12 protein-coding genes and 2 tRNA genes are annotated in these 16,444 nt (G+C 42.3%); 5 read left to right on the top strand and 9 right to left on the bottom strand.

Annotated features, from left to right (window positions below):
- Positions 1–4: 4 nt before the first annotated feature.
- The 6 genes from V7K61_RS08155 to V7K61_RS08130 form a co-directional block, all read right to left on the bottom strand.
- A tRNA-Gln gene (locus V7K61_RS08155) sits at positions 5–76 on the bottom strand.
- Positions 77–327: 251 nt separating this feature from the next.
- Positions 328–1,125: a WecB/TagA/CpsF family glycosyltransferase gene (locus V7K61_RS08150; protein ID WP_335052567.1), complete on the bottom strand. Its 798-nt coding sequence runs from the start codon at positions 1,123–1,125 to the stop codon at positions 328–330.
- Between the two features lie 485 nt (positions 1,126–1,610).
- On the bottom strand, positions 1,611–1,862 hold the full coding sequence (locus V7K61_RS08145) for a hypothetical protein (RefSeq protein ID WP_335052565.1): 252 nt from the start codon (positions 1,860–1,862) through the stop codon (positions 1,611–1,613).
- A 32-nt stretch (positions 1,863–1,894) separates the two neighbouring features.
- Positions 1,895–1,978, bottom strand: a tRNA-Leu gene (locus V7K61_RS08140).
- A 91-nt stretch (positions 1,979–2,069) separates the two neighbouring features.
- Positions 2,070–3,209 carry an alpha-hydroxy acid oxidase gene (locus tag V7K61_RS08135; RefSeq protein ID WP_335052563.1) on the bottom strand — a complete coding sequence of 380 codons (1,140 nt, stop codon included), beginning with the start codon at positions 3,207–3,209 and terminating at the stop codon, positions 2,070–2,072.
- Between the two features lie 462 nt (positions 3,210–3,671).
- Positions 3,672–3,905 carry a hypothetical protein gene (locus V7K61_RS08130; protein ID WP_335052561.1) on the bottom strand — a complete coding sequence of 78 codons (234 nt, stop codon included), beginning with the start codon at positions 3,903–3,905 and terminating at the stop codon, positions 3,672–3,674.
- A 160-nt stretch (positions 3,906–4,065) separates the two neighbouring features.
- Here V7K61_RS08130 and V7K61_RS08125 point away from each other — a divergent pair, with 160 nt between their 5' ends.
- The gene (locus V7K61_RS08125) at positions 4,066–6,264 is read left to right on the top strand and encodes an NAD(P)/FAD-dependent oxidoreductase (RefSeq protein WP_335052559.1); all 2,199 of its coding nucleotides are present in this window, start codon (positions 4,066–4,068) and stop codon (positions 6,262–6,264) included.
- 88 nt (positions 6,265–6,352) lie between these two features.
- On the opposite strand, the gene V7K61_RS08120 is transcribed toward V7K61_RS08125, so the two are convergent.
- Complete coding sequence (locus V7K61_RS08120) at positions 6,353–7,879, bottom strand: hypothetical protein (RefSeq protein WP_335052557.1); 1,527 nt, start codon at positions 7,877–7,879, stop codon at positions 6,353–6,355.
- 1,012 nt (positions 7,880–8,891) lie between these two features.
- Here V7K61_RS08120 and V7K61_RS08115 point away from each other — a divergent pair.
- The 4 genes from V7K61_RS08115 to V7K61_RS08100 all read left to right on the top strand — a co-directional run bounded on the left by V7K61_RS08115 (position 8,892) and on the right by V7K61_RS08100 (position 14,028).
- Positions 8,892–10,346 (top strand): aminotransferase class V-fold PLP-dependent enzyme, encoded by a 1,455-nt coding sequence (locus V7K61_RS08115; protein WP_335052555.1) that lies wholly within the window; start codon positions 8,892–8,894, stop codon positions 10,344–10,346.
- Between the two features lie 152 nt (positions 10,347–10,498).
- Positions 10,499–11,785 (top strand): sulfite oxidase, encoded by a 1,287-nt coding sequence (locus V7K61_RS08110; RefSeq protein ID WP_335052553.1) that lies wholly within the window; start codon positions 10,499–10,501, stop codon positions 11,783–11,785.
- A gap of 35 nt (positions 11,786–11,820) precedes the next feature.
- A complete protein-coding gene (locus V7K61_RS08105; protein ID WP_335052551.1) occupies positions 11,821–12,612 on the top strand; it encodes a sulfite exporter TauE/SafE family protein in 792 nt (263 codons plus the stop codon).
- 423 nt (positions 12,613–13,035) lie between these two features.
- Entirely contained in the window at positions 13,036–14,028 is a 993-nt protein-coding gene (locus tag V7K61_RS08100) for an RNA ligase (ATP) (RefSeq protein WP_335052549.1), read from the top strand.
- 66 nt (positions 14,029–14,094) lie between these two features.
- Here V7K61_RS08100 and V7K61_RS08095 read toward each other — a convergent pair whose 3' ends face one another.
- Complete coding sequence (locus tag V7K61_RS08095) at positions 14,095–15,591, bottom strand: Ig-like domain-containing protein (protein ID WP_335052547.1); 1,497 nt, start codon at positions 15,589–15,591, stop codon at positions 14,095–14,097.
- 73 nt (positions 15,592–15,664) lie between these two features.
- On the bottom strand, positions 15,665–16,438 hold the full coding sequence (locus tag V7K61_RS08090; RefSeq protein ID WP_335052546.1) for a TIGR03943 family putative permease subunit: 774 nt from the start codon (positions 16,436–16,438) through the stop codon (positions 15,665–15,667).
- Between the last annotated feature and the right edge of the window lie 6 nt (positions 16,439–16,444).

Here is a 16,444-nt window from a genome sequence, read left to right as displayed (position 1 = left end):
TTAACTGGGGCGCTAGGATTCGAACCCAGGGATGGCGAGACCAAAACCCGCTGCCTTACCACTTGGCGACGCCCCAACAATTTCACTATGGTTAATATAACACTTAGTCCTGGGTTAATGTCAAGTACTTTAATAGTTGATTTCAGAGAATGGGTTTTTACAGCAGGATAGTGATTGGTGGGAATCCTTGTACTTGACTTCTTTCATCACTTTCAGGTGAACCCTTGAATCTTCGTGCTTCAGGCAGAAAATTCTTTCCTTAGCATCTAAAGTCTGGTTCTCTTGATGATGAACCGCTTTGAGTCAGTCTCACCTATTTCTTTTTCTTTAATCCCCAGTCTCGTGAAGGAAGACCCCTGCAATCCGACTTGATGATAATAGTTGCTTAGTAGCCAGCCATATAAAGAGGGGAATAGTCTTAGCATAGCGGCCGCAAAGTCGGCGCGGTTCTTGAATCCATCGATACAGCCATTCAAGTCCTAAGTCTCGAACTATGCGGGGTGCGCGCTTATGAATTCCGGCATAAACTGGGAAAACTCCACCCAGTCCAATCATTACAGCTTGTATTTTGCCCTTATGTTGAGCTATCCAATTTTCTTGTTTGGGACATCCCAAAGACACTAAGACAGCGCTAGCACCACTAGAGTTAATCTTTTGAACCAAGGCTTCGTCTTCAATTTCAGTTAGGGGACGAAAGGGTAGAGGTTCCATTGCCGCAATCTTTATCTGCGGAAATTCCTTCTCTAACCTGTTTTGCATCCTAGACAGAATTTCTGTTTGGGAACCTACAAAGAAAATACTCAGATTTTGTGTTTGAGTTAGCTGACACAATGCGAGAAAAATATCCATCCCTGCCACACGGTCTTGGTAAAGCGCTCCCATTTTTCGCATCATCCACACCAGAGGCATACCATCAGGAGTAACTATATCTGCATTTCGCAATACGGTGGCAAACTCTGGATTCCAATGGGCTTCGATGAGCATGTGTACATTGGCTACATATACAGTTTTACTCTCACGCCTACTCCCCCACTTCACTATTGTTTGTATCTGGTCGTCAAACCGTAAAGCAGTAATAGGAAAATCAAGCACTTTTTTAGTAGGTAGAAGCACTCTCGCCACCATCAATAACTCCTGTATCCAAGAAAACAATTCATAGATTACCTAGACCAATCCCAATGATTTAATATTCGGATTGGATGACTCCTGACTTTTTGTAGGCTTGTGTCATTGTTGGAAGTTAACACATGGAGGTGCAATTGCCTTTTTAGTATACTTTTGGCTTAATCCGTAATACTAGAATTATTTACTGCTGTGTTTTAGCTTACTGTTTTATGTTAAGGATTTTACACACTGCTTGACAAAATTCATACTTCCTTCATAATTAATTTTTGGTTATTTCATCCAAGCATTATAATTGCGATAAATTCTTAGAGAGAATCTGTATATTAAGTAGTATATACTACTTAATTGCTTAAGTATAAATGTCAAAAACTAGCCACTTAATCTGCGGGTTTTATACGTCAATATGCGCTTAAGAGGTTGAATTAAAATTAGTATATTTTAATGACTAATAATTTTTTCTTATAATTTCCAAATTTATTACAGATTTAATTTAGTCTCTGTATTGAAAAATCTCTAAATTTTATTTGTTTCTGAAATAAAAGCCCAAAAAATAAGGGAAAGATAAATTTATCTTTCCCTGCTGTCTCGTTTTTGTTATTGTCTGGCTTGTTATTTTCTTTAAGTCTTTGGCGTAACATTTGCCTTTGTTTTTTCAGTTGACGCTTCCTAGCAGAACCGCCTCTACCTTTATCATTTCTGCCTTCTTTACGGGGAGATTCCCATCTTTTCAGGCGCATAAGTTTTTACCTCTTTAGCACTTGTTTGGTAGTGGGCAGGAGGAGAATCGAACTCCTATGACCGTAAGGCCGCCACATTTTGAGTGTGGTGCGTCTACCAATTCCGCCACCCGCCCTTATATCTAACCTTAACTAGTATACTCTAAATTAAGAGATTTTGTAACAAGTCTGAAAATTATTTTTGAAAGTTTTGCTGGAATAACATTTTTAACAGTTCTCCGACTTAAAGCGTGGCAGGGTCAATAAACTAGGCTCAATATCCTGTATTTTGGCACAGCCGCTAAGTGCCATTGCCACATTTAACTCATCTTGTAGAAGTGAAATGACATGAGATACGCCGATTTGTCCAGCTACCGCTAGTCCCCACAAAATAGGTCGTCCGATTAGTACTGCTTTTGCTCCTAATGCCAGAGCTTTGAGAATGTCTGTGCCTCTACGAATGCCGCCATCCAAGACCACTTCTACTTTACCGTCCACTGCGGCTACTATTTCAGCGAGGGCATCTAAAGAAGCGATCGCACCATCGAGTTGTCTGCCACCATGATTGGAAACAACAATTGCTTTGGCTCCATATTCTACAGACCGCACAGCATCATCTGGGCGTAAAACTCCTTTGATAATTAAAGGTAGTGGAGATAAAGACTGCAACCATTCCAAATCGTCCCAAGTCACTGCTGGGTTTAGTTGTTGGGCAAAGTAGGTAAATAACCCGGATTCACCTTTTTCATGGGAAATATCTAGCCCTGAGATACTAGCAAGATTAGCCAGATGTAAGTCTTGGGGTAAGGCAAACTCATTACGTCTATCTCTCTCTCGCTGTCCGAGAACGGGTGCATCTACAGTTAGACAAAGTGCTTTGTAGCCTGCTTTATAGGCTTTTTCTACCAAAGCACGAGTTAATCCCCGGTCTTTATGGATATAAAGCTGAAACCACCGCAGAGAATCTGGAAACTGATTACATACAGTCGCCACTTCTTCAATACTCTTTGTTGCCATTGTACTTAACACCATACCCACACCAGCCGATGCAGCAGCTAAAGCCGTGGCAACTTCTCCGTCTGGATGGGCTAGACATTGAAAAGCCATCGGTGCAATTAACAAAGGTAGTTGTAGGGGTTGTCCTAAAATGGAGGTACTTAGATTGCGATCGCTCACATCGACTAATATCCGAGGTCGCAGCTTGACTCGCTCAAAGGCAGCACGATTATCTCGCAATGTGATTTCGTCCCAAGCACCACTACTGTAGTAATCAAGTGTCGTTTGAGACAGATATTCTTTTGCTAGCTTTTCGTACTCAAAAAGGTTGATGGGTTGAAAGCGATCGTCAGTGGATAAGTCGGTAGACATAATTAAATCTAAAATAAAACTTTTGTTTGTAGTAAGCGATTTATCGCTCTGCATAAGATTTTAAATGGCTAGAGTCGCTGACTACGATTATTCATGGTCAAGGCTTTCAAATATACTTATTTTTACTTAGTTAGCGATCGTTCAACAAAATTATGTGCAGAGGCGTTGCTCAAACAGCATGAAGATTGCTCTCAAAAAAAAAGACCTCTACTTTGCGCCAGAGGTCTTTCTGTTTCAGAACATTGTAAAATTCATAAGCAATGTAAAACGCTGATATGGTTAATTTAATGGCTTCTGTGCCATGAACGCAAAAATAGCAACCCAATCGACAATCCCATACTGACCATTATTATTACTCCTATACCGGAAATGCGTAGGCGCAGCCCGCCGCAGGCATCGCCAACATTTAGTGCAGACCCAGAAATCTAATGCTGCGACCAAAACTTCATCTTATGCAAGGTTTTAGGAGAACTTTTCCCAGGATTGGGCAACTAATTGGCTTAACCAGCGACGTTGTTGCTGATCCAGCAGTGGATCGTCTGCTAACAACTGAGCGGTTAAATCTTCCAAAGATTGACCCTGAGCGCGGACAATTTTAATTACTCCAGCGATCGCACTGGCAACTAGTTCTTCATCAATCGGCTGTTGTCGTAGGGCAATAATTTCTTGGGGACTGTCTGGAATGGGATAATTCATGGCGTGGGTTTACAGAAATACAAAATGAACAATAAATTTGACAAACTCTTAAAATTTCTTCACTGAATCTTTATGAAACTAATAGGGCGGAGTTTACCTTACTTTGTGCCTTAAGAAAATCTGTCTTAGTGAGTAGATTGATGGGAGATGTCAGGAAAACATGAAAGAAATCCTTTATTTAGAAGTTCCAACTCCAGAAACAGAAACTGTGCGTAGTTGGTTACAAACAGATTTTGAACCTGGAAATGGAGAAAAAGTGCTTACCCCCGAAGGCTTTCGCCTTCAAATACCCAGTGCTACTACACCTGCTGGAGTGAGTCTTTCCGAAAACTTGCCTACAGAACTTTCGGTATTTGTCTGGTCGGTGCAACGAACTACCTATCTGAAAGTGTTTCGCTGGGCAGAACAACCCTTTCCCGGTGAAGGACAAATTCTGCAACGCTTGACCAAGGAAATCAGAAGCCGTTTTCCGCATCATTACCCAGAACCGCCAGCAATTGATTTATCCCAGCAATCAATATTTGCCGCACTAGGCTCTACTTATCCCCTGACCGTCAAGTATTTTCAGAAAATGCCCAACGGTGAATATGACCTCACTCGTGCCTATTGGTGGGAAAAACGATGGCGCGAAGGGGTGCAGAATCCGCAGCAGCCGCGTCAAGTAGTGTTTTCGCAGGGGAGCAGGGGAGCGGGGGAGCAGAGGAGCAGGGGAGCAGGGGAGCAGGGGAGCAGAGGAGAAGTTGCAGGAAGTCTTTCCTCTCTGCCCCTCTGCCCCTCTGCCCCTCTGCCTCTTGTGTCCCATGCCCAGTACGACATCATCTATATTGGTGGCGCACTCGGTGCAATCCATGCGGCACTGATGGCAAAACTCGGATATAAAGTCTTGCTGGTGGAACGAATGCCCTTTGGGCGGATGAACCGAGAATGGAATATTTCGCGCGACGAGATTCAAAGCTTAGTTAACTTGGGTTTAGTCACCCCCGCTGAGTTAGAAACCATCATTGCCAGGGAATACAAAGACGGATTCAATAAGTTTTTTGATGCTAATAATCCAGCCAAACTGCGATCGCCCGTCCTCCACACACCCACAGTCCTAAATTTAGGCTTGGATTCCGAAAAATGGCTCCAAATGTGTGGGCAAAAACTGCAAGCGGCAGGCGGTGAAATTTGGGATGAAACAGAATTTATCCGTGCAGATATTGATATATCACAGGTAGTTTTGCAAGTCAAGCACTTGCCCAGTCAAATTGAGAAGCAAGTAAGTGGACGACTGCTAATAGATGCAATGGGAACTGCGTCCCCCATCGCTTGGCAATTAAACGGTGGCCGTGCCTTTGATAGTGTCTGTCCGACAGTGGGAGCGGCAATTGAGAGCGGATTTGAGCCGGGAGTATGGGATTCCCAATATGGGGACGTTCTTTACAGTCATGGGGATATTTCGCGGGGAAGGCAGTTGATTTGGGAATTGTTTCCCGCAGCAGATGAGGAACTGACGATTTATTTATTTCATTACCACGAAGTCAATGCTGAAAATCCTGGTTCCTTGCTGGAGATGTACGAGGACTTTTTCACAATTTTGCCAGAGTATCGCAGGTGCGATATGGACAAATTAGTATGGAAGAAGCCGACATTTGGGTATATACCAGGGCATTTTAGTGTGGGAAGTAGCGATCGCACAGTTGCCTTCGATCGATTGATTGCGATCGGTGATGCGGCATCACTCCAATCTCCCCTCGTTTTCACCGGTTTTGGTTCCCTAGTTCGCAACTTAGAGCGCTTAACAGCGCTGTTGGATACTGCCCTCAAACATGACTTGTTGAGTTTCCGCCACCTGAACCAAATTCGCGCCTATCAAAGCAACGTTTCCGTGACTTGGCTATTTTCCAAAGGGATGATGGTTCCCACAGGGAAATTTTTACCACCCCAGCGGATTAACTCCATGCTCAACACCTTCTTTGGGCTGTTAGCAGACGAACCGCCAGAGGTAGCAGATAACTTCATCAAAGATCGGTGTGATTGGTTAACCTTTAACCGCCTAGCACTGAAAGCTGCTAGAAAAAATCCTGCCTTGCTTTTATGGATTTGGGAACTTGCTGGCCCTAGAGATTTAGTGCGATGGCTTGGTAGTTATTTCAACTTCGGTCGTCATGCCCTGATTAGTGCTTTACTGAGTCCGTGGTTCTCGCGCTTCTTAAACCGGGTAGGTTTTTGGCTAGAACCCCGGAATCCCGGCTTATGGCTGTGGCTATTGGCGATTAATTATGCGATCGCCACAGGCAAACCGCGATCGCGTAGTCAGGTAGCAAAATCCAATCCAGAAGCCATAATTCCGAAGTCAGAAGCAAGGATTCTAAGTTAGGAATGGGGCATTACTCACTTGACTCCTAACTCCTAACTCCTAACTCCTAACTCCTAACTCCTAACTCCTAACTCAGCACTCAGCACTCCTAACTCTTGGGGCGAAAATTCGGCAGTTCTACAGATGCCAATGACTTACGCCCCTTGGGTGGACGCTGGGGATAAACTACTGGTGAAGGTGAATTGTCATCATTGGTATTATCACCTAATAACTCTGAGGACAAATCACTTGCTGACAATTGTGAAACTTCTGACCAGTAATCTTCAGTTTCTCCAACAGGGGTTTCGGTGTGAGATGGAGTGGAGGAAACAGGTAAGTTATTGGCTGGTGAAAGCACAGAATCCGTCGTCCAAGAAGTAGAGGTAGTTGCAGGAGGATTAATTTTTGCTGCCAAATGTTCCTCCTGTGGATTTTCTAGTTCCTTATCGTCTTCTAAAATTGTTGCTAAAGTCTCCCAAATCGGGGCATCACTAACATCCGTTTTCGCAGCAGGTGGTGGTGATATAGATACAGGCTGGGAGGTGAAAAACATTTGGATTAGACTATCTAATTGCTGATCTAAATTTGATGAACCCGAAGGTGAAACTGCTTCAGTTGTATCTGGAGAATCATCAACTTCTGGAGATGGCGCGGGTTGTGTTGGTGTTGGCGTGTCTTTCTTAACTGTCCAGTTCCAAGGAGATGATGGCGGCGTTGCAGAGGCTTCATTTCTTTGGAATGGGATTGGTGCTGAGGGTTCACCCCAAGAATTATCAAGATCGTTACTTAAGGATTCTTCTTCTACTGACCAAGGTTGAATTGGCTGGGCGTTAGGAAATAAAGACCGAGCTTTTCTAGAAAATCTTCCTTGGCTACTAGTTATGTCTTTAGGATGTTTTGCAGCATCCTCTAAGGAGTCATAGCTAGGAACCGAGGTATCTAGACATTTTTCCAAAGCTGCTTTGAATTGCAGCGTCTGGCGTTGTTGTCGCATCAGTCTTGTACGTAACTCGCGACAAACATTTTCGGACTGCAATAACTGCTGAGATTGTTCGTTGTTATTAGTGTGTAGCAACGTACATTCTCGCTCTAACTGGGCCAGACGTTGTTGGCTAATTTGTAACTGTGCTTTATAAGTATCAGTGAAAATTTCCTGACGTTGAACAGTTTGTACGGCAGTTTCTAATTGTTGAAATAAAGATTTTATCTGTTCTTGAGCCGCAGCTAATTCCTGAGTGTGTTGGTTGAGCATCGACTCACTAACGCTAGAACGCGTTTTCTGCCACTGCAAAACCTTTTCTGACTCAGCTAGGTTGTCTTTTAGCTGCTCCACTTGTGCATACAAATTATTGTTAGCCGCACGTAATTCTTCGTTCAATGCCAGCAGGTTCTGAAATTCCGAGTCAATAAGTGCTTGTTTGCCGCTTTCAGGCTCTGCAACCCAGTCCTGCTGGTTGGTATCTTGTGAAAATTGTGTATCTTCAGCTGGCATGAGGAGTGGCAGTTTTTTAACCGTCATATTGTCATTAGGCACAACTGAGTAAAAGGGACAACTCGCCTGTTCTGATTGTGGCGAATTAGCAGAATTTAGGGATTCCATCACAGCCCCCTTGTTTGAGGTGTCAGCTTCATTCATCACTCTTGACTCACCTGCTTAAAAATATTCAGCAGCGCTGGCATTAGCATTGCTTATCAACTGTGTCTAATCAGGGTTTGCTCTAGAAGCTAAGTTTAACTCTCCAAGCTCCAGCAATTAATCATCAATTGGTGTTCCCCATTTTGTATCTAGACTGATGCCGTTATAACACTATGATGCTCTGCCCCGTCAAGAAGAGGTGGAAGGGGAACTCTGGCCGCCTTTGAGGATAGGCGAGAGAGAGGAAAAACCCGATACATTAAAAATTAAACTGTATTGGCTGGCTGAGGAAGTTTTTTAGATGAAAAAACTGCCTCAGATTATACTTTATTTTTTATAATCGCATCTGTCTTAAGAAATAAATTATAATTGTCTCCTGAAATACATTTTGTAATGCCTGATTGAGTACTTAAATATAGATGTCCGTACAAGTATCTACTCTTCAATGATAATTCTCTCATCCTAAGCGATCGCTATTTAATGTCAGTAAACAACTAAGAGCTTCCACTATAACTGCAATGTTAAGAGATCCCGAAGAATACGAGTAAATACTTATAAAGTCTTAATAAAGACGTAACAAGTCGTCTAAGTAAAATATAAAACTTTTTTAAAGAGTAATCTCAACTTAGTCAGGGCTTTTTTCTCGACAAATACATTACCAGTAAGCAATTGCAGGTTTTATTGGTTATAAGCTTTTCGATCTACTTATCTTCAATACGTCAAGTTTGTTTAATGACTGGAATAAAATCATTTAAAGTATACTTTATTACTTAATATATTTTTTACACTGTATATTAATTTACGATAAAAATATTAAATTCGGGCATTATCACGGATACTAATTTTAATTATTTTATTAAAGAATAATTGTAATAACCGCGTTTTCTACTAGAAATAAAGTAATTATAAAGACCATAATTACTGGCAATTAATCCGGTTGTAGCGCGAAATAAAGTGTTGCGGCAGTTAGGCTTTTTCCAAAAAATCAAAATTTAAAATAGGGGTGCTAAAGATGACTGATATACTTGCAATTGGCGCAAATATCAAGCAAGAAACTGCTAAATTACCGCTGCTTGTAGAAAATTGTGACAGCTTTTGGGACAAAGAAATCAGACCATTATTTACAGATGAGTCTCTATCTTTCAAGGTGAAAACTCTTAACGGAAACTATGTCAAGTACGTTAACTTGGATAATGGAGCTACAACCACACCCTTTGCAACCCTCAAGCAGTACGTGGACGAAATGCTTGACACCTATGGCAGCGTACATCGAGGTTCTGGGCAAAAGTCCGTCATCACTACACGAGAATATGACGCTAGTCGGAACATTATTCGGGACTTTGTGGGATCATCTTCAGACAACTATGTAATCTTTGCGAAGAATACAACAGAAGCAATTAATGGAGCCGCCACACTTTGGGCAAAAAAACCTGGGAAAATCTTAGTTTCTGATATCGAGCATTCATCTAACCTACTGCCTTGGGTTACTAGAGACGAAGTTGTGCAGTACAGAACCCAGCCGGATGGAAGTGTAAATGTCGCAGAAATTGAAGATATTTTCAAAGCACACCAAAATCTCCCCGAAGCCGAGCAAATTAAGTTAGTAACTATTACAGGTGCTTCGACAATTACAGGTTACAGACCCCCAATTTACGAAATTGCAGCTTTAGCACATCGGTATGGCGCGAAGATTTTTGCCGATGTGTGTCAGTTAATTCAGCATGAACGAGTTGATATGCGTGCTGACGATGACCCATGTCATTTAGATTTTGTGGCTTTCTCTGGACACAAGATGTATGCCCCTTATGGAACTGGGGTTTTGCTGGGGCCAAAGGAATTTTTTGATAGTTCCTACCCTTATCAAATTGGGGGTGGAAACCTGCCTTATATCACCAGAAACCTAGAGATCAAGCGTTTTTATACAGAACGGGCCCATGACCCCGGAACACCAAACGCAATGGGTGCGATCGCTATTGCCAAGGCGATTGAAATTATCGAAGCGGTGGGGCGCGATCGCATTGCTCAGTATGAACACTCTCTAGTTGAATTCACATATACACGGCTTGGGCTGATTTCTGGTGTCAAAATACATATTCCTGGAGATAACTTAGCCCATGTTATTCCCTTTGATATTGATGGATTTGACGGACGCTTAGTAGCAGAAATTCTGGCACAAGAATATGGCATTGGCGTTCGGGCTGGGGCTTTCTGCACTTATGAATATATTCGCAAACTCAAGAATGTTTCAGACGAGCAAGACTGTGAGATTGCTGAGGAAGTAGATAGAGGAATTACACGTAATATTCCTAGTATTATCCGAGCCAGCTTTGCTGTATATAATACATTAGAAGATTGCGATCGCTTTATAAATGCGATCGCTCAAATAGCTAAAAACGGATTAGCTCACTATTTGCCCAATTACACACAAGATCAGATAACCGGTGTTTGGACAGCTATAAACAGCTAGCTTTTTCAGGGCATTGGAAGAAGCAGAGGTGCAGAGGCGCAGCACTTCGGCTACGCTCAGTGACCGAGGGGAAAGACTTACTGCAAGTTCTCCCCTACTCCTTCATTTTCTGTTTCTTAATTACGAATTACAAATTACAAGGGGGTAACAGCTTGAGCGATGAAAACCTCTTTGACCAGGAGGACTATTTACAAGCACGGGTTGAACAGTGCATTTGGCAAAAAAGTACAGATGCGGGTATTTCGCGCCAGCGCTTTCTGAAAATACTTGCCACTATGGTTGGCGCAACAGCCATTGGAGGATTCGCTAAACCTGCACCTGCTCAGAGTCAGATAGCTGTTAAAACTAAAGGCAGTAAGATACTTAAGCCATTGCCACCAGGGTATATCACTCATAGCAAGGGCACATTAGAGATGAACTGGGAAGCGATGTATGGACGTGGTTATTTAGTACCAAATGATTGGTTCTATGTTCACAACCGCAGCGCACCTCCCCCGTTTGACCCATCTACATGGCGTTTGCAAATTCATGGAACTGGCGTTTCTGCCCCCTGTGAGTTTACTTACGATGAAATCATCGCCATGCCATCCATCTCAGTCACTTGTGCCATTGAGTGTGCTGCTAACGGTCGCCGCTTCTTTGAAGAAGCTTACAACACACCACTCCCTGGAACACGGTGGAGACTTGGGGCTATTGGTGTGGCTGAGTGGACTGGTGTACCACTTGGTATGTTATTGGAACGAGCTGGATTGAAATCCACAGCAAAAGATGTACTCGTTGAGGGTGCAGATGTGGATTCGTTGGACTCAAAGGAGACAAATAAATCCAAGTTCAGCAGTGTAGTTCCAATTAGCAAAGCATTAGCAGATAACTCGCTCGTCGTCTACGCCATGAACGGAGAACCATTACCTCCAGATCATGGTCAGCCGTGCCGTGTCTTATTCCCTGGTTGGGGAGGAAACGCCAACGTTAAATGGATTGAGCGGATTGAGGTTTCTGAAACACCGATATATACCCAGTGGGTGACGGAGCAGATGGTGCTAGTTGGTGCAGACTACCCAGCGATCGCACCATATAAAGGTAAGCTGATTACCTACCAAAATGTTAAGAGCGCTTTTGAGTTGGCTTGGCCAGCTACGCTTTGGGCTAAAACCCACTTACTACGTGGACGTTCTTGGTCTGGGAAAGGAAAAATTATCCGTGTGGAAGTCAGCCTGGATGGTGGTAAAACTTGGCAATTTGCACGACTGAGAGAACCAAATTTTCCATTTGCGTGGGTACGCTGGGACATTGAATGGAACCCACTTCCTGGGGAATATTTTCTCCAGGCTCGTGCTACTGACAATTTAGGTAATACACAACCGAGTACAGTTCCGTGGAATGACTCTGGATTGCTTTACGGAGGTGTTGTTAGCCATCCGGTGACAGTACAAGGTTAATCACACCAAGTCAGTCTCTAGAAAAAGAATTATTTATGATTGATTTTAGTTGGTTGATTTTAGGGAGTGGGGGTTTAATATCTGGAGTCATAGCTGGACTTTTAGGAATAGGTGGCGGCATTATCACAATTCCTCTTTTAGTCACACTAGGTTATACTCCCGTTCAGGCGATCGCTACTAGTAGCCTTGCTATTGTAATTACTTCAATTTCTGGAAGTTTGCAAAATTGGTGGATGGGCTACTTTGACTTTAAACGAGTAATTTATTTAGGAATTCCAGCTTTTCTAACTACTGGAATAGGTGTATATTTTGCCAATAAAATTCCATCTTATATAATACTTTTTACATTTGGCATCATCCTACTTGCTAATATCTATTTGATTGAGCTTCGCAAGCAACTGTCCTTCCAGGAAAAAGAGGATATAGCCCCAATATTCAACCCATTAGTTTCTAAAATTGGAACCGGGGGAGCAGCAGGAATTTTAGCAGGTTTATTCGGCTTAGGTGGCGGTACGATTATGGTTCCGTTGCAAATGTTATTACTGGGAGAAGAAATTAAAGTAGCAATTCAGACTAGTTTAGGTGTGATTGTCATTACTGGTTTAGCTGCCTGCACAGGACATACATTAGAAGGAAATATTCTATTTGCTCAAGGTATGGTTTTGGGATGTGGCGGTCTTTTAGGCGTTCAAATGAGTACTCGCACATTGCCAAAAATACCAGATTCTACTGTGAGCTTAGTACTTCGCATCTTCTTAGGAATACTATCAGTTTATATTTTTTGGGAAGCTTGGATAAATTATCAACAAATAATTACTATTTTGTAATTCGTAATATCAGGTTTGCTTGATTACTTAATTAAACCCAAAGACCCAGCCTAATGCACTCTAGTAGCGTGGCAAGACATTATATTTAGAGTGTTCCAAAAAATAAATGCTCCAAAACCCGTCATTGCGAGCAAAGCGAAGCAATCCCAGTCTTTGCGATTGCTTCGCTTCGCTCGCAATGACAATTGGGTATTTTTTTTACTTGGAGTACTCTTATGCTTTATTTTTGAAGCTAAAGGCTCATAGTCGTCTTTAGCTTCAAAAACTATTTTAGCCTTGCCACACTACTACAAAAGAGTCAAAGTCTAGGTTTTCAAAGGTTTCAGCTTTAATTTGACAAGTATGCACGGCTAGCTACGCGCACATACTTTGTAATAAATTTAGAGTTTTTCTAAAATAGATTTTTTTGAAAAGAGATGATCTATGAGTATTTTTAAAGTTGAAGTTGTCAAAATCAATAGCATTAATCCTCATCCCAATGCCGATCGGCTAGATATTGCCTCTATTGAAGATATGGGGTATCAGGTAATTATAGTCAAAGGTAACTTGAATCCTGGAGATTTAGCTTTTTACTTTCCTATTGATAGTGTTATTCCAGAAAACTTTTTAGATGAGTTTGGTATTCGTAACTACTACTCAAAAAAACTACGTGCTGCCAAACTTCGCGGAATTTTTTCTGAGGGTTTGCTTATTCCCGTTGTTAATAACTTTACGGGAAATGTCGGAGATGACTACACGGAGTATTTTGGTGTAACAAAGTACGAATATCCAATTCCTCAAGGGATGAGTGGGGAAGCAGAAAATGTTATTGGACATTACAAATTCCCTAGTCCAGAAAACCTAAAACGTTACAAAAATATCCTCATTGAAGGTGAAGAAGTTGTTGTAACAGAGAAGTTGCACGGAACTAACTTCACTGTCTTAGTTGATGCTGATGGTACAACTAAAATTGGCAGCCATAATTACTTCTGGAAAAACAGCGAAGTCAACAAAAAATTAGTTTATATTCGTGCTTACAACGAAAACGAGGCTTTCCAGAAACTTCCACCAGGAACTCAGATTTTTGGAGAAATCTACGGCGTACAAGATATCAAATATGGCTTGAATAATGGGAACATTGGAATTGCTATATTTGCTGTGCGTCGCGGCAGTTATTTTCTCAATTACAGCGATTTTGTGACTTTTTGCGAGGAATTTGCTTTGCCAAGAGTACCTGTGCTTTATATCGGTGCTTACACTTGGGAAGCGGTGTCTCAGTTCAATAATGCCAATAGTGTAGTCAGTCCCGACTGCATCATGGAAGGCGTTATTGTGCAACCAGTCATTGAGAAAACGCATCCAGAAATAGGTAGAGTAGTCTTAAAGTTGATTAGCGATCGCTATCTGCTCCGTAAGGATGGAACTGAACTTCATTAGGTTCAACTTGATTTTTGGTGGCGACACCTTAACTAACCTTCCGAAATCGACTTAGCAATTATTCTCTCAAGGTAGCCATCGGGGATGAAATCCGGCTAAGGGGAGTTGTTCTGGTTTAATTTCAACAGTCGTAGCATCGGCGATGGGCAATAGAGGCATTAACCACAGGCTACTGGTAGCGATCGTATCTCCATCATCAGTTTTTAAAGTGTTTGGGGGTAATGATGCTGGGGGATTTGTCTGCGGTACTACTTGGTCAAATAACAAGCCCAAACCGTCGGCAGATAAACTCATTTGCACATTTCGTTGAGCAGGAGGCAGTACTAACAATGGTTTCTGTTGCCCGGTTTTCAAATCAATTGCCACCACATAGGGCTGCTCTATGTATTGTTCCTTGGATACTAGCTGTGTTAACAAACAGTAGAGGGTGGGTGAGGCGATGTCAAATTGGCAACTGAGAATTGAACCTGTTGTTTTTAATAGCTGTTTCTGCACACCTTGGTTTGTTACCAAAAACAAATCCCGCGTGTAATCTGTATTAAACTTTACCATCGCTGCTTGAGAGCCATCTTTGGAGAAAGCCTGTACCAAACCAAACTGTGGCAGAAAATCCAAAGGTTTACTGGCATCACCTTGCAGTGGTAAAATCGCTGCTCCCTGCCCTTGAGCAACCGCTACGGCTTTACTATCTGGTGTCACCATAAAGTCTCCTCCCGGCTGGCTTTTTAGACGTTTCGGGGTGGTTTTTTCTGCGGAACCATCACTGGTTGCTGGCATAAACCATAGTCCAAAGTCGCCAGGATTAGTTTTATTTCCCCGCTGGATGACAATAGTTTGCCCATCAGGTGATAAGTCAAATTTCAGGTTTTGATAATCTTTACTATCTAAAGTCAGGTCAACTTTGCCTTCTGGTTCTGCTTTTTGTCCAGATTTAGCAGAAACGCCTGTTGTCACTGTATACAGTTGGGCTGAAAGTAAGTCTTGATTGTTTGCGGCGCGAGCAGAAAATAAAATTTTCTCTCCATCAGGAAATGACTCAAAGTCGATTACTATCAGGTCTTTGGGGGTAAGTAGCCTTTTTTGCTCTTGGGTTAAGTTGTAAAGAACCAAGCGTCCCTGTTCTTCTTTATCAGTTCCGATATAAAGGATGACGCGATCGCGTGTACGGAAGCTACCTGTAAAGGCCTGTATCAGCCGATTTGTACCTTCTTGCTCCGCAAATTTATCTTTAGCTCCTTGTAACTGCACTTTATAATTTGTGCCATAAGGTGCTGGTGTCACCAGTGTATAAACCATCCGCCGCCCTGCCCAACTGAATTTACCTGCTAGGGGCGGCTCAATTTTCAAGTTATCCTCGACGCTTTTTGTTTCCATTGGGCGGCTGAAGGTGAGGGTGAAGGAATTATCTTCTGCCCCAATTTGTTGATTTTGCCAAGTAAATTCCCGGACACGAGCAGTTACCACATCACCTTGCAAGATGATTAACCCAATCAGCACACTTAGCAGTAACATTAGTGCGATCGCTATACGATCCAGTGGTTGGAATGCTTTAGATTTAGTCATTTGTCATTTGTCATTTATCATTTGTCATTTGTCATTTATCATTTGTCATTTGTCATTTGTCATCAACAAATAACTAATAACTATAAGGATTCTGGGGTTGAGGAATCTTTTTCAGAGAGTTAGCGGCAATGGTAAGTTGGCGTTTACCTGCCAAATTTTCTGTCACCATTTGTCCTTCTACTTCCAGCCATGTATCAGCAGAGTAAAGCTCTTGATTCTTTTGTAGCTTGACGGGCAATCCCACAGGGTAAGCATCTGCTGCACAACAACTTAAGACAAATCGTGCTAAAAACAAATATTCTTTTCCTATATCGGGCGGGTGAATCACAAATCCCTGCACCTTGACTTTTTGCCCTGTATATGTATCTGGTTCAGGGTAGACATTGACAGTGCGTACCCAGTCTACAAGCGATCGCTCTTCTGGACGAACAGTAACCCGAAAAGCTTGGGGTTTGACACGTGTGCTTCCCAATAAATCAGTCGTCACCCCCCTTTGGAGTGCTTTGTCACTAGCAAAAACTTGTGGTGTAACGATAAAACCTAGAATTGCTGTAGTCAACAATAAACCACTGCCCCAACCAGGGGGAAATAAACTAATATGCTGGGTGTTTGGCGTCACATCACGGCGAGGCCGTTGCCAAAGTTCCTGCATCTTGAACAAACCAATAATGATGAAGCTGATACCAGTTACAATCACTAACCAAAAGTAATTTGGATGAATCAACAGATTCAACTTATTAGTTAGCCAATATCTCAACATCAAAATGCCCCAAGCCGTAATTGCTAGAGCATCCAGCCAAGGGAGTAACAGATTTGGGATTTTAGATTTGGGATTTTTGTTAGTCATTAGTCA

It is taken from the genome of Nostoc sp. (genome assembly GCF_036918015.1).
Classification (GTDB): Bacteria; Cyanobacteriota; Cyanobacteriia; order Cyanobacteriales; family Nostocaceae; genus Nostoc.
The sequence above is the reverse complement of the archived record's forward strand: the minus strand, read 5'-3'. Positions and strand labels throughout refer to the sequence as shown.